Annotated in this window: 15 protein-coding genes; 9 read left to right on the forward strand and 6 right to left on the reverse strand. The window is 66.7% G+C overall.

The features are described from left to right. The 3 genes from FRW57_RS08780 to FRW57_RS08790 form a co-directional block, all read left to right on the forward strand. Positions 1-736 (forward strand): acetate--CoA ligase family protein (locus FRW57_RS08780; protein WP_203230268.1); only part of this gene is annotated, 736 nt, incomplete at its 5' end. Then, complete coding sequence (locus tag FRW57_RS08785) at positions 733-2,427, forward strand: (2,3-dihydroxybenzoyl)adenylate synthase (RefSeq protein ID WP_152185818.1); 1,695 nt, start codon at positions 733-735, stop codon at positions 2,425-2,427. The genes FRW57_RS08780 and FRW57_RS08785, both read left to right, overlap by 4 nt. Positions 2,428-2,497: 70 nt before the next feature. After that, positions 2,498-3,361 carry a fumarylacetoacetate hydrolase family protein gene (locus FRW57_RS08790; RefSeq protein WP_152185819.1) on the forward strand — a complete coding sequence of 288 codons (864 nt, stop codon included), beginning with the start codon at positions 2,498-2,500 and terminating at the stop codon, positions 3,359-3,361. Positions 3,362-3,410: 49 nt separating this feature from the next. Here FRW57_RS08790 and FRW57_RS08795 read toward each other — a convergent pair whose 3' ends face one another. Next, entirely contained in the window at positions 3,411-4,076 is a 666-nt protein-coding gene (locus tag FRW57_RS08795) for a cysteine hydrolase family protein (RefSeq protein WP_152185820.1), read from the reverse strand. A 255-nt stretch (positions 4,077-4,331) separates the two neighbouring features. Between FRW57_RS08795 and FRW57_RS08800 the strand changes: the two genes are divergently transcribed. After that, complete coding sequence (locus tag FRW57_RS08800) at positions 4,332-5,225, forward strand: PaaX family transcriptional regulator (protein WP_152185821.1); 894 nt, start codon at positions 4,332-4,334, stop codon at positions 5,223-5,225. 26 nt (positions 5,226-5,251) lie between these two features. On the opposite strand, the gene FRW57_RS08805 is transcribed toward FRW57_RS08800, so the two are convergent. Genes FRW57_RS08805 through FRW57_RS08825 form a run of 5 tightly spaced genes read right to left on the reverse strand, consistent with a single transcriptional unit; the run spans position 5,252 to position 9,836 of the window. Next, complete coding sequence (locus FRW57_RS08805) at positions 5,252-5,953, reverse strand: ABC transporter ATP-binding protein (protein WP_152185822.1); 702 nt, start codon at positions 5,951-5,953, stop codon at positions 5,252-5,254. Then, the gene (locus FRW57_RS08810; RefSeq protein WP_162529312.1) at positions 5,950-6,750 is read right to left on the reverse strand and encodes an ABC transporter ATP-binding protein; all 801 of its coding nucleotides are present in this window, start codon (positions 6,748-6,750) and stop codon (positions 5,950-5,952) included. The genes FRW57_RS08805 and FRW57_RS08810 overlap by 4 nt, the downstream gene beginning before the upstream one ends. Before the next feature lie 26 nt (positions 6,751-6,776). Continuing rightward, entirely contained in the window at positions 6,777-7,712 is a 936-nt protein-coding gene (locus FRW57_RS08815) for a branched-chain amino acid ABC transporter permease (protein WP_162529313.1), read from the reverse strand. Positions 7,713-7,744: 32 nt separating this feature from the next. Further along, positions 7,745-8,632: a branched-chain amino acid ABC transporter permease gene (locus FRW57_RS08820; protein WP_152185824.1), complete on the reverse strand. Its 888-nt coding sequence runs from the start codon at positions 8,630-8,632 to the stop codon at positions 7,745-7,747. A gap of 43 nt (positions 8,633-8,675) precedes the next feature. Beyond that, positions 8,676-9,836 carry an ABC transporter substrate-binding protein gene (locus FRW57_RS08825; protein WP_162529314.1) on the reverse strand — a complete coding sequence of 387 codons (1,161 nt, stop codon included), beginning with the start codon at positions 9,834-9,836 and terminating at the stop codon, positions 8,676-8,678. A gap of 286 nt (positions 9,837-10,122) precedes the next feature. Here FRW57_RS08825 and FRW57_RS23115 point away from each other — a divergent pair, with 286 nt between their 5' ends. The 5 genes from FRW57_RS23115 to FRW57_RS08845 all read left to right on the forward strand — a co-directional run bounded on the left by FRW57_RS23115 (position 10,123) and on the right by FRW57_RS08845 (position 13,114). Next, a complete protein-coding gene (locus FRW57_RS23115; protein WP_162529311.1) occupies positions 10,123-10,263 on the forward strand; it encodes a hypothetical protein in 141 nt (46 codons plus the stop codon). Between the two features lie 240 nt (positions 10,264-10,503). Further along, the gene (locus FRW57_RS08830) at positions 10,504-10,857 is read left to right on the forward strand and encodes a nuclear transport factor 2 family protein (protein ID WP_152185826.1); all 354 of its coding nucleotides are present in this window, start codon (positions 10,504-10,506) and stop codon (positions 10,855-10,857) included. Between the two features lie 349 nt (positions 10,858-11,206). Beyond that, positions 11,207-11,626: an SRPBCC family protein gene (locus FRW57_RS08835; RefSeq protein ID WP_152185827.1), complete on the forward strand. Its 420-nt coding sequence runs from the start codon at positions 11,207-11,209 to the stop codon at positions 11,624-11,626. Positions 11,627-11,883: 257 nt separating this feature from the next. Continuing rightward, positions 11,884-12,318, forward strand: a complete 435-nt coding sequence (locus FRW57_RS24000) for a hypothetical protein (RefSeq protein ID WP_203230269.1) — start codon at positions 11,884-11,886, stop codon at positions 12,316-12,318. A 298-nt stretch (positions 12,319-12,616) separates the two neighbouring features. Then, the gene (locus tag FRW57_RS08845; RefSeq protein WP_162529315.1) at positions 12,617-13,114 is read left to right on the forward strand and encodes a membrane dipeptidase; all 498 of its coding nucleotides are present in this window, start codon (positions 12,617-12,619) and stop codon (positions 13,112-13,114) included. The last annotated feature ends 670 nt before the right edge of the window (positions 13,115-13,784 follow it).

The raw sequence follows: 13,784 nt of genomic DNA on the forward strand, positions 1-13,784 counted from the left end.
GCTCGCGTGCGCGGTGACCGCCGTCGTCCAGGACGCCGGTCGGTCGGCGGACCACGCGCTGGTCGGCGATGGGCCGGAGGCTCCCGCGGTCGGGGCGGGCCCATGGGACGAGGCGCAAGCCAAGGATCTGCTGGCCGCCATGGGCATTCGCACTCCCGCGCGATGGCTCTGCCGGGATCGCGCCACCGCGCATGCCGCACTGGACGAGCTGGGCGCACCCGTCGTGGTGAAGGTGTGCGATGCCGCCATTCTCCACAAGAGCGACGTCGGGGGTGTCCACGTCGGGGTCGCCGACCACGTGGGCCTGGACTCCGCCCTCGACACGCTGGCCGCCCTGGGTCCCCAGCCGGCGCTCGTGGAACGGATGGCGCCCGCCGGGGTCGATCTTGTCGTAGGCGCCCACCGAGACCCCGTCTTCGGCCCTGTCGTCGTCTGCGGCGTCGGGGGCACCGCGACCGAGGTGTATGCCGATGTCGCCATCGCGGCGGTCCCGGCCACCTTCGAGCAGCTGATCGCCTTGCCCGACCAACTCATCGCCGGCAGCCTGCTTGACGGATTCCGCGGGCAGCCGGCTGTGGACCGTATCGCCCTGGCGGGTGTCGCCCGGTCCTTGGGCAACCTGCTGCTGGCCAACGACCACCTCACCGACGTCGAGATCAACCCCCTGCGAGCCACCGCCGACGGTCTGCTCGCCCTCGACGCCGTCCTCGTCGCCGGAAAGGACCATCAGCCGTGAGCCATCCCACCCACGAGGGCACCGTCCCCTGGCCGGACGACGTCGCCGCGGACTACCGCGCCAAAGGCTTCTGGTTGGACCAGCCGATCGGTGACCTCCTGTGGCAGACCGCCGACCTCCGCCCCGAAGATGTCGCGCTCGTCGACGGCCACATACGCATGCCGTATGCCGAGCTGACCGACCGGGCCGACGCCGCGGCCGGACGTTTGCTGGCACTGGGTCTGGAGCCGGACGACCGGGTCCTGGTCCAGATGCCCAACGAGTGGCAGTTCGTCGTCCTGACGTTGGCCTGTCTGCGCGCCGGAGTCATTCCCGTTATGGCACTACCCGCCCACCGCCGTCACGAACTGACGCACTTGGCAGGCTTGTCCGAAGCCCGGGCCGTTGCTGTCAGGCAGGTGTCGCGGGGCTTCGACCACGAACAGCTGGCGCACGACTTGGCCACCGAATCGCCCGACATGCAGTGGGTGTTGGCCACCGGCGAGCCTGGAGAGCTGGACCCCCGGTCGGTGTCCCTGGACCAGATCCTGGCACCTGGAGTGGACCGCAGGGCAGAACGGGCGGCGGCGGACGGCTTACGCCCGCACCCCGACTCACCTGCCTGCTTCCTCATCTCTGGCGGCACCACGGGACTGCCCAAGCTGATCACCCGCACCCACAACGACTACATCTGCAACCTGCGCGCGACCGCCGCTACCGCAGCGATGACCGAGGCCGACGTCTACCTGGGCACCCTCCCCTCGAGCCACAACTTCCCGCTGGCTTGCCCAGGCATTCTGGGCACCCTGCTGACGGGAGGGCGGGTCGTCATGCTCCCCAGTCCGGAGCCGTCCCGAGCCTTTGCCACCATCGAGCAAGAGGGCGTCACAGTCGCAGCCGCCGTGCCCGCTGTCGCGCAACGATGGATCGAGTATCAGCAGGAGCACGGCGGCACCCAGACCCGCAGCCTCCGCGTGCTGCAGGTGGGTGGCTCGCGGCTGCCCGACGAGTATGCCGTGCGCATCGCCCCCGCCCTGGGAGCCACCCTCCAGCAGGTGTTCGGGATGGCCGAAGGGCTCATCAACACCACTCGCCTGGACGACCCGATCGAGGTCATCACCACGACTCAGGGCCGTCCGGTCCACGAAGCCGACGAGGTCCGCATCCTGGACCCGGCCGGCGTCGACCTGCCGGACGGGGAGCCGGGGTCGATCTACACCCGTGGGCCCTACACCCCACGCGGCTACTACCGGGCACCCGAGCACAACGAGCGGGCGTTCCTCCCCGACGGCTGGTACGGCAGCGGCGACATCGTCGTGCGCCGGCCCGACGGCAACCTGGTGGTCCAGGGACGTGACAAGGACATGATCAACCGCGGCGGTGAGAAGATCTCCGCCGAAGAGGTCGAGGACCTTCTCTACCGGATCGAGGCCGTGGAGATGGTCGCCGCCGTCTCCATGCCCGACCCGGTCCTCGGTGAGCGCCTGTGCGTCTATGTCGTCGTCAAGGGAGGCCGACCGGTTCCGACACTGGAGGAGGTGCGCGCAGTCTTCGCAGCCGCCGAAGTGGCTGCCTTCAAGTACCCCGACCGGCTGGAGATCCTCGGCCAACTCCCTTTGACCAAGGTCGGCAAGATCGACAAGAGGGCCCTCCGCCAGGACATCGCCACCCGGCTGGCGCATCCCAACAGCACCCAGGAGTCCGCCCGATGATCGTCCACCCACCTGGCCTTGTCCGCTTGGCCTGGCCCGGCATCATCCGCACCTTCGTGCAGGAGAAGGCATGAGGCTGTTGACCTTCCGCGCCACCGACAACGAGGGCCGGCCCGTTCACCGCGTCGGGCGCCTGGACGGGGTGGGCGCGGACGATGACACGGTCGTGCAGCTTGACGGCGTGAGCGACCTCGGACAGCTCATGCGGTCATCGAACTGGCGGCAGGTGGCACAGGCGAGCGACGGCCCACGCCACAGATACGGGGGCCTCGACCTGGCCCCGGTGGTGCCGCACCCCACCAAGATCGTCTGCGTAGGGTTGAACTACCGCGCCCACATCCTGGAGATGGGCCGAGACCTGCCGCAGTACCCGACGCTGTTCGCCAAGTACCCGGCCACCCTCACCGGCCCCGACGACACCATCGCGGCCCCGCCCGAGGACGCGGCCCTGGACTGGGAGGCCGAGCTGACGGTCGTGGTGGGACGCAGCTGCCGCCGCGTCGGCGAGAAGGACGCGGTCGAGGCAATCGCCGGCTACACCGTCGCCAATGACATCTCGATGCGCACGTGGCAGTTCCGGACCAAGGAGTGGCTGCAAGGGAAGATGTGGGAGGCGTCCACCCCCGTCGGACCCTGCCTGGTCACCGCCGACGAGTGGCAGCCCGGTCCGGCGATCACCACGCGCGTGAACGGCGAGCAGACCCAGTCAGCGACGACGGACGACCTGCTCTTCGGGCCGGCCACGCTGGTCTCCTACATCTCCACCATGATCACCCTGAGCCCCGGGGACCTCATCCTGACCGGCACTCCCGGAGGTGTGGGGCGGGCCATGCAACCGCCCCGGTACCTGCGACCAGGCGACATCGTGGAGACCGGGATCGACGGTCTGGGCTCCCTGCGCAACCGCATCGTCGAAGACGCACCGACCGGTTGAGGTGGACTGGGTCGCCGCCACCCAGGTCGAGGGGCCAGCGGCCTGTTCGTCAGGACTCCAGAGCTTCCCGGGGTGTCTCGGCGGCGTCGACTCGCTTTTCGAGGTCGGCAACAGTCGTCACGTCCGCGGTGGAGAAGGCCAGAATACTGAGCGTGGCGGCATGCACCTCGGCCGCGCTCATGGCACCCCACCCGACGTCCGGGTAGTCAAACGTGCCAGTCGCATCGGCCACGAAGACGACGAAGTAGTCCCGGAACATGGCGTCCCGCGCGGTGGCGTGGCAGCAGTTCTCCGTCGTCGTGCCGATGATGACGACGGTCTCGACTCCGCTGCCGCGCAGGACGATGTCGAGGTCCGTCCCGAAGAAGGCACTGTAGCGGTGCTTCTTGATGACTATTTCGCCCTCGGCCGGCTCCAGGTCATGGTGGATCTCGACCCCGCGGGTGCCGTCAACCAAGCTCGTTCCCGTCGCGATCGGCGGGTACAAGTCGGCGAAGCGCCCCATGTCGCAGCCAGCCGCACGGTGGGCGTGGGTGGTGTACACCACCTTCATCCCGGTGCGTCGTGCCAACTCCAGCACTCGACGCATCTGGGGGATGGCCTCGCGAGCCTGGGTCGACGCCATCGGCGACGAGTCCTCCACGAAGTCGTTCTCCATGTCCACCACGATCACCGCAGTCTTGGACGGGTTGATGCTGCCTACCGTGTAGCCCATGACCGGCTCCTTCTCCACCTTGGATCGCCAAACCCTGTGTCTCATGACACCACATATATGCAACAGTTGCCAGACGTGATGCAAGCCATTGTTTCGCGTGACCGGCTCCACTCCGCCCCTCGGGAGACCTACCGCGGGTCAACCTGAACTGATGTTGGGGTTGAAGGCCGCTGGCCGAGAGTCATCAAGTAACAACTATCTGGTGTCTAGCATGATTATGTTGTATTCGCATGGAATTCGCTCTACCTTTGGCCCATGGAAGCCGCACGTCCCTCCCATGTCGCGCCGCTCGCCCTCTCGCCACGCATCGCGAGGTCCACGTCCCCGAAACCACGCAGTCTGATCCTCGATCTCTTCGGCGAATATCTTCGCTTCGTCGATGACGAGGTGCCGCTGGGAGACCTGACCACCCTGCTGGAAACGTTCGGCGTGGCACCGGCCACTGTCCGTGTCACCATGTCACGGCTACGGAAGGAGGGTTGGTTCAACGTCCGGCGCGACGGGCGGGAGAGCCGCTACCGGCTGACCGACACCATGCGCAAGCTGCTCGACGAGGGTCGAGCACGCATCTTCGCGGCGCCGCCGCAGGAGTGGAACGGTAAATGGACGCTGGTCATCTACCAGCTGTCGGAGAGCGATCGGCACGACCGGGACCACCTGCGAAAGAGTCTGGCCTGGCAGGGGTTCGGACCGCTGAGCACGTCAACCTGGCTGGCCCCGGGTGATCGCCGGGAGACGGCACGCGGACTGGTCGCAGACCTGGACGCCAAACACTGCGAGGTCCTGCTCTGTACCTCCGACGGGGCCGCTCACGACCGGTCGCTCGCCGAACAGTGCTGGGATCTTGCCGATCTGGCGGCCGAATACGAGGAGTTCATCGCCGAACACCAGGAGTTGCTCTTGCGTCCGGGGCGGTTGAAGGGCTCGGACGCGCTCGTGGCGCGGACCACGCTGATCGCCCACTTTCGACACTTTCCCTTCAGAGACCCCCACCTGCCGCCACAACTGACGCCGGACTCGTGGCCGGGCGACGAGGCCCACGCCCTGTTCCGTCGCGCCCACGAGGCACTCGGTCCGGCCGCCCGCCTGTTCGTCGGCGAGATCTTGGGTCGCGAGGTCGTCGACGCCGAGATCGCCGAGGGGAGGTAGTACGAAGGTCGCGCGCTCCGGCGTTGTCAGCCAATCCCCAATAGCCGCCGGGCCCGCTCGCCGTCCGCGCGAAACGCGGGAGTTGCGGACTCGTGCACGATCTGGCCCTTCGCCATCACCAGGACACGGTCAGCCACATCGAACGCCAGACGCAGGTCCTGCTCGACGACCAGCAGCGCCAGACCTGTCGACGCGAGTTCACGCAAGACCGCGCGGACCTGTTCGACGATCGCGGGGGCCAGCCCGTCGGACGGCTCGTCGAGAAGCACCAGTTTCGGAGAGCACAGCAGCGCCCTGCCGATCGAGAGCATCTGCTGTTCACCGCCCGAGAGTTGCGATCCGAGGTGGTCGCGGCGCTCGTGCAGACGGGGCATCAGGTCATAGACATCCGCGACGGACCAGGCCCCACCCTTGCGGTAGGCGATCTGCAGATGCTCGGCCACCGAGAGCGGAGCGAAGATCCGCCGCCCCTGCGGCACGATTGCCACATTGGCCCGAGAGGCCACATGCGCCGGCTTCCTGGCAACGTCTCGGCCCTCGACGCGGACTTCCCCGGCCGTGGGCCGGACCATGCCCATGATCGACTCAAGCAGCGTGGTCTTGCCGACCCCATTGCGACCGAGCAGAGCGACGGACTCGCCGGCCGCCACCGTGAGGGAGACGCCGTCGACGACCCGAGACCCGTCATAACCGGCGACCAGGTCGACGACCTCGAGCAGAGCGGTCATCGGGACACCTCCTCGAACAGGGGCTCGTCACCGCGTCCGCTCCCGAGGTATGCCTCCTGCACGGCTGGGTCGTCACGCACCTGGGCCGGAGTTCCGGAGGCGATGACCTTGCCCGCCGCCAGCACGCTGATGCTGTGAGCGAGCCGGAAGACCACGTCGAGGTCATGCTCGATGATGATGGCCGCCATCGTGTCTGGCAGCGACTCGATGAGCGCAGCGAAGTGATGTGTCTCGGCGGCTGACATACCGGCAGTCGGCTCGTCGAAGAGCACCACTTTCGGGTGGCAGGCCAACACGAGGGCAACCTCCACCTGGCGCCGCTCGCCGTGGCTCAACGCCGATACGGGGGCATTCAGACGGTCGGCGAGCCCGACGCGTTCGATGGATTCGATCGCGGCCTCGACGATGCGCCGGTCAGCACGCCGACGTGGCCAAGGGCGCAGCGGCTGGCCCTCGGTGCGCTCGACCCCCACACGTACGTTGTCGAGCACGCTCAAGCCCGAAAAGAGATTCGAGTGCTGGTAGGTCCGGACCAGGCCAGCCTTGGCACGCTGGGCTTCGTCGTGACCGGTGATTTCCTGGCCGTCGAGGACGATCTGCCCCCCAGCAGTCCGCTGCGCACCGGCCAGTGCCGCGAACAGTGAGGACTTGCCGGCACCGTTGGGCCCGATCAGCGCATGCCTCCTACCGACAGCCAGGCGCATCCCCACCGAGTCGACAGCGGTCAAGGCGCCGTACCGCACGGTGAGACCCTCGACCTCAAGCAACAGCGGCGCACTCGCCGCCGGTGCTGGCACCGACGGGTCGGTAGCTGTTACGGGGTTCATGCGGCGGCTCCACTGTGCGGGGGATCGGACCGGCGGCTGAGCTGATACCCGGCGATCCCGCGGGGGAGCAAGAACACCGCCAGGACGAACACGATCCCAAGGAGCAGATCGGCGTGGCCGGTGAAGTAGTTCGCCGCCAGCCAGTCTCTGGTCAGAAACACGACTGCGGCGCCGATTGCTGGGCCCCAAAGTGTGCCTGCGCCTCCCAGCACAACGCTGAGGAGCGCGAGGGCCGACACACTGAAGGCCAGGTCACCGGGTGAGACGAACCGGGTCTGCGCAGTCCATGCTGTGCCGGCGGCGCCGGCGATCGCGCCGGCGATGATGAAGGCGACTAGCCGCACCACGTACGTACTTTGCCCGACCGCTCGCAGGCGAGTAGGTGACTCCCGTACGGCGCGCATCGAGAGGCCGAGCGGGGACTTCGCGACGACGTACGCCACAGTGAGGCCGAGCAGGAACACCAGCAGTGCCCACCAGTAGGTGTAGCCCGCAAGAATGAGCGGCTCCCCGCCGGGATAGAGCGTCCCCGCGGGGATTCCCACAAGGCCGTTGCTGGCCCCGAGGAAGTCGAGGCGGTCCGCGACTTGGTGGATCAGCTCGCCGATGGCAAGCGTGACCATCAGGAAGACGATCCCCGCGGTCCGCACTGCGACCACGCCGGTGACCAGCGCGAGTAACCCGGCCGCGAGGGTGCCGACCGCGAGTTGCACGATCAGGTTGTCGGTCCAGTGAATGCCCACCAGGCCCGCGCTGTAGGCACCCACTCCGAAATAGCCAACCTGCGCCAGCGTCGGCATGCCTGTCACTCCGGTGAGCAGGTCGGTGCTGACAACCACGAGCGCGAAGGCGAGGATGCGGCCGCCAAGGCTCACGGGATAGGACGCAAGCAGAAACGGCACGGCCGCGAGGATGACGACGAGGAGCAGCACCCCTGCCGGGCGCAGTCGTCCGGTGCGTCGGGTCATGCGCGCGCCCCCGTCCCATAACGCGCCGGCAGCAGGCCTGCCGGCTTCAGCAGGAGCACGACGGCCATGGCGCCAAAGAGCAAGAAGGAGGCCAGATCCGGCAGCAGTGAAACCCCGAGGGTCTGGACCTGGCCCACGAGGACCGCCCCGAGCACCGCACCGCGGATGGACCCCAGCCCTCCGATCACGACCACCACGAGTGCGAGCAGCAGGACCGTGTTGTCCAACCCGGGTTGAGCACCCAGGACCGGACCGGCCAGGAGACCACCGAGGGTCGCCAACGCCGCCCCCACCGCGAACACTCCGCCGAGAACCAGCCGGCTGCGTACACCAATGGCCTCCACCATCGTGCGGTCGGCCACGGTCGCGCGGACCAGAGCTCCGGCTTTGGTGCGCTCCAGCACCAGAAAGAGTGCCACGCCGATGATCAGGCTGAGCACGATCACCGCCAAGCGGTAGGCCGGATAGGACCTGCCGAGGATCTCCACCGACCCGCCCAGGAACGCCGGCGGCGGCACGGAACGGACATCTGAACCAAAGACCTCACCCAGCACGTCACCGGCGATCATCGCGATACCCAAGGTGAGCAAGGCTTGTCGGAGGTGGTCGGATACTCCGCTGGTGACGGCTGCGAGCACGGCTCCGAGCACCAGACCTATAGCAGCCGCCGCGAGCATCGCGACGATGAATCCGATGGTCCCAGTGGCAGGGTCCAACAGGGCAACGCCGATGTAGGCGCCGGTCAGGGAAACTACCCCGTGCGCAAGGTTGAGCACGTCCATGGTCCCGAAGACCAGGGAGAGGCCGACAGCGATCAGGAACAGCAGCGCCGCCAGTGCGAGCCCATTGAGCATCGTGAGCAGGTTCGCGTCAAGCCAGCCCATCCCGACTCCTCCGTTTCACGGTGGTTCAGAGTTTGATGGAGGATTACTCGAGGTTGCCGATGATCACATTGCCCAGGCCACCGTCGACTTCCTTCACCTCGCGAAGGAAGTACGGCTCGTCCGGGTTGTGATCGGCGTCGAACTTCCACGTGCCACGCGGGCTGTCGATCTCCCCGATTCCGCCGAGTGCCTTGGCAATCGCGTCGCCACTGGTGCCGTCGGCATCGGCGAGCGCCTTGTCGAGTACGGCGGCGGCGTCGTACGCCTGGACGGCATACACCGTCGGGGGCGCGTCGTATGCCTTAGTGTACGCACCCACGAACGTCTTGTTCTCCGTAGTGTCCAGCAGGTTGCTGTAGTGAAGGGAGGTACGTACGCCCTTGGCAGCCTTGCCCTGGGCCTTGAGCACTCCTCCCTCCGTAAGGAAGCCCGGAGCGTAGAGCGGCAGCTTGCCAGCGAGCCCGAACGACTTGTACTGCTTGACGAAGTTCACCGCCTCGGCCCCTGCGTAGAAGACGTAGACGGCCTTGGCGCCTGAGTTCTGGACCTTGCTGAGATAAGGCTGCCAGTCCGCTGTCTTGCCGAACGGCGTGTAGGCCTCGCCCGCGATCTTGCCGCCGGCAGCGGTGAAGGCCTTCTTGAAGCCTGCGACGTACTCGTGGCCCGCCGCGTAGTCGGCGGCCATCACGTAGACCGTGCCGCCCTTGACCGCGTCGGCAACGGGCTTACCCAGGGACTCGCCGATGCTTCCGTTGGTGAACGAGGACCGCCAAATGTAGTCGGAGCCGTCCGCCAAGTCGTCGGCGCCCGCGTTCGCCACGATCAGCGGCACCTTGTTCTGGGTGACGATCTCCTTGACGCCGAGCGCGGTTGCGGAGTTCACAATGCCGACCACCGCGCTGACCTTGTCCTGGCTGATCACCTTCTGGACGGCCGGCACGCCGGTGTCCGGCGTCTCGCCCTCGTCAGCCTTGACGAGGTCCACCTCATGACCACCCAGCTTGTTGTCGTGCTGGTTCAGGTAGAGCTGGAAGCCGTTGGTCATGTCCACGCCCAACGGTTCGTAGACACCGGAAGCGGGTACGACCAGCCCGACCTTCACCGCGCCACTGTCGCCGCTCGCGTCACCGCCAGCACTGCCGCTGTCGCTGAGGCTTCCGCCGCACGCAGTGGCGCCGAGAGCAAGTGCGGCCACCGTGGCCACGACGGAAAGGTGTCGAGGGTGTCGACGGTGTCGACGGAAAGAACCGGGCATGGTGGCTCCTCTGAGGGTGGGCGTCGTAAGTACGAAGCATGAACAAAGAAGCGGCGCGCGTCAATAGTTTGTTACATGTTTGTGAGACTCCCACTCCCCTGACACCAAGTCACCGTGGCGATTCGTTCGTGGATGGAACCGCCCCCGGCGTTGGTCTATAACGTGCCGAGCGCTCGCGCGCTATCGCCCCCGAGGACTTGCGTAACACAATTGCGCATCTCGACGTGACGGTGTTGTGCTCGTAGCAGGGCTCGCCCGACGGAGCCACCTGATCAGTGGCGGGCACTTCCTGGTCGAGAGCGCGGTGGACGAGGTCGAGCCGCTGATCAGCGACTTTCTCGACCGCCACCTCAGCAAGGCGTCGCCCGACGCGTAGGAGGCTGGACAGCGCCGCCCCGCCGCCCAGGTCCGCACGGATTGCTCGGCCAGCACAGGGCGCCGCCATCTTCCAGGGTCCTGTGGGCGCCCGGGTGCGACATCGAGTTCGCACAGCCGGTCGATGGTCAGTCCGTGCTTGCGCACCAGCCACCCGATCCGCGAGTGGGACACACGCTGGCTAGCCTCCGATGCTTGCCGTCTGGGGCCACTGTCGCAGGCGAGTGGGAGGATTTCGACCATGACCGGGATCGGGATCAGCCCCCTGAATATCGCCACTGCCTACTTCGACGCATGGAAGGCCAACGACATCGAGCGGGTTCGCCCACTGCTTGCTGACGACGTCGATTTCCTGGGGCCGCTCGGCACCACCCAGGGCCTCCATGACACGCTCAGGGGCTTGGGTGGCATGTTCGCCATGACCGAGCACGTTGAGATCGTGCACCGCTGGGTCGACGGGCCCGACGTGCTGACCTGGTTCCAGCTGCGCACGCGCAAGACGGGACCCATGGCGATCGTCAACTGGAGCCACGTCGAGAACGGCCGAATCACCCGCATCCGGGTCACATTCGACCCGCGGCCGATGCTGGGATGAACCTGTTGGCAGCATCCCACCCAACCACTGGCACGCGGAGCGTGCCAGTGGCCGATCCATAATCGGTCGTCACCTGCAGCGCGCCGTGGCTGACCCTGAGGAGGGGTCCGCTGTGCCGGGCGTGACTGGCTGACGTGCTCAGTCTGGCAGCACCGTTCCTTGATGGTGTACCTGATGAGGACCACGCTGTCACCAAACCCTCGGGCCGCGTCATCCGCCCGGACGGGCGGGGCTGACTCATGTTGATTGGGGAGTCAAGCGGCGTTCTACCCGCGCGGAAACGAGAGCACCACGAAGATCAGTCCCGACTGCGGACCCGCTTGCGAACCTTGTTCCGGCTGTCGCGGCGGTGCGGCACGATGTCAGTTATGGCACCCGAGTCCCGACATCTGAGCATATCGACCGACCGGCCGGAACCGTCTACGAGTACGCCGTAGATCCTTCCAACTTGCCGCAGTGGGCTGCCGGGTTGGCGAAGACGACCGTTGAGCACGTCGACGGCCAGTGTGTGGCCGACTCGCCCATGGGCCGGGTCACCGTCACCTTCGCCGAGCACAACGACTTCGGCATCCTCGATCACACCGTCACATTGCCCTCAGGTGAGAGTGTGTACAACCCACTCCGCGTGATCCCCGCTGGCGACGACGCCAGCGAGGTGGTGTTCACCCTGCGCGAGCGTCCTGACATGTCGAACGAAGAGTTCGCCCAGGATTCCCCCGCTGTTCAAGCTGACCTAGAGTCCCTCAAGCGAATTATCGAGGCAAGCTGACCGGTCCGAAACGCGCTCCCTCCTGCGGTTCCGGCCGACGATCCCGCCGCGGAACACGGTTGACCGATGGCGTCGCCGATCATGTGCCGATGACGGCTGCACGGCGGGCGGTGCGTCCTCATGCCCAACCGAACCCTTTGAGGACCGCGGAGATGCCGCGTTGCAGTTCGTAATGTTCGGCGCCCGTTCAACGGCGCCCGGTGACAGCAACCATCAACGAACCGTGCACGGACGAGCCGGCTCGCCGGCTCCCAGCCGTGGTGGCGAATGCCGAGCAAAACCGCTGCCTTGGCGAGGTCTGCGACCCTTGTGCGGTAGGCGACCTCCTCGAAGTCCAAGGCCGCGGGGATTCTCGTGCCGTCGTGGAGGAGATTCGCGGACCGAAAGTCGTCCTGCACAAGCTGCTCGCCGCGCGTCGGCCGGCCGCCGTCGATGCTGTGACGGTAGCCCGCCAGCGCTTCGTGGAGTGCCGCCAGCGTGTGGCCCGCCTCGCTGACCTGCGCTGGATCGCCGACATCGAAGAGGTCGCCGTCGATGACAGGAGTGACGCCGAGCGAGACACTGTCCAGCTCGGCCCGAAGACGACCATCCTTCGCGGGGATGGGAGCTGCCACGGGCAAGCCTGTGTCTTTCAGCCACATGGTGAGCTTCGCCGTATCCGCGAGACGCTGGAACAGCGACGGAAATGCTGACCACTTCGCAATGAGACGCCTTCCATCGCTCGTGACCCAGGCCGGCACGTTTCCGGCGCTCATCACCAGACGCTCGCAGTCATCGACCCCGATGGCCCAGGACTCCCACAGGGCGTCCCGCAGCCAACAGACCGCCGAACCCGCGTCGGCGAAGCCGAAGCGCTCGGACAGGACGTCTGCGGGGTCAGCTGACTCCCACAGCATGCGGAGTGTGGGTGGCGCGGCCGTCATGGTCGAACAGTCAACCAGTTCGACCAGCGGGACCCGGGGATGCTAAGTGCTAGGGGACGCGCCCCGCGTGATCCTCTCGCACGGAAACGCACACCGAGTATGTGAGTCGCCGCGCAACGTCAGCGACGAGATCATCCGCGGGGTCGCAGCAACCGGAGGCGTCGTCGAGCTGTGCGCCTTTCCGGCGTTTGTGTCCAGCGATGCGGTGCCGACTCTCGACCAGATGATCGATCACGCTGTGCACATCGCCGAACTAGTCGGCCCTGAGTACATCGGTTTGGGGTTCTACTTCGCTGATGAGGACGAGAACGACTACGACTACTTCGGCTACGACGAGCGCTACTATCCTCGTCCGCCGTGGACATGGCCGGCCGGGATCTCGTGGTGGGAAGAGGCGGCCAACATCACACCCGCCCTGTCCCGGCGCGGCTTCAGCATGGACGAGATCATCGGGATCATGGGCGAGACCTTCATGCGCGCGTTCGACCAGTCGTGGGTCACTCCGCCCACGCCGACGTCCACTATGTCGATGTCGTCGTGTCACGGCGGGCCCTGCCCATCATGACTGAGCTCGGACCCGTCGCCTGGCCGCACCAACAGCGCCAACGTCGCCTCGATGCGCCTCTCCGCACGGCTGGGTTCACCGAAGTCGAGCGGTCCACGCCTGGGGCGCCGAGCAATGGCTTGACCTTCGGTCCCCGATCACGCAGTCCGCTCCTGCAGCTCGACGCTGTGCTTCCTCGGTGCACCCATGACTCTCATCCCTCCTTGCGATGAGAGCCTCCATCAGACCCGGGGGCGATCCAGTCCACGGGCAGCTCCACGGCATTGACACCGAGTGACAACGGGTGGACGATTTTCTGCGTGGCGGGCGTCAGGCTCCCCGAGGGCCGAACAGGATGCAACCTTCATGAAGAGGGCTGGCATGCGCAGCCGAACTGCCTCTCGTTCCAGTCGGTAAACCACTCGGCGACGTACAGCCGGAGGTCCACGGCCGGGGTCACACCTGTCGAGCGACGGCGGCACCACTCCCTGGGACACCACGACCCCATGAATCGGCGACGCAAGCCACCTCGTTGCCAAGCCGTGGACAAAACCACCCTGACGGGCCAGCACCCCCGACCGGTCGACACCATTTACCAAGAAGGGCGTTAGTAGGTCGAATCAGTTGGCGGTGATGTAGGCCAGGTCTGGGTCGCCGAAGAAGCCGCGCACGAGGTGGGGTAGGGCCTGTA

The organism is Segeticoccus rhizosphaerae, from assembly GCF_009192725.1.
Taxonomy (GTDB): Bacteria; Actinomycetota; Actinomycetes; order Actinomycetales; family Dermatophilaceae; genus Segeticoccus; species Segeticoccus rhizosphaerae.

What these genes read in the sequence shown, in the direction of transcription:
- FRW57_RS08790 (WP_152185819.1), top strand. Translation starts at nt 2,498, where the DNA reads ATGAGGCTGTTGACCTTCCGCGCCACCGACAACGAGGGCCGGCCCGTT.
- FRW57_RS08795 (WP_152185820.1), bottom strand. Translation starts at nt 4,076, where the DNA reads ATGGGCTACACGGTAGGCAGCATCAACCCGTCCAAGACTGCGGTGATC.
- FRW57_RS08800 (WP_152185821.1), top strand. Translation starts at nt 4,332, where the DNA reads ATGGAAGCCGCACGTCCCTCCCATGTCGCGCCGCTCGCCCTCTCGCCA.
- FRW57_RS08805 (WP_152185822.1), bottom strand. Translation starts at nt 5,953, where the DNA reads ATGACCGCTCTGCTCGAGGTCGTCGACCTGGTCGCCGGTTATGACGGG.
- FRW57_RS08820 (WP_152185824.1), bottom strand. Translation starts at nt 8,632, where the DNA reads ATGGGCTGGCTTGACGCGAACCTGCTCACGATGCTCAATGGGCTCGCA.
- FRW57_RS08830 (WP_152185826.1), top strand. Translation starts at nt 10,504, where the DNA reads ATGACCGGGATCGGGATCAGCCCCCTGAATATCGCCACTGCCTACTTC.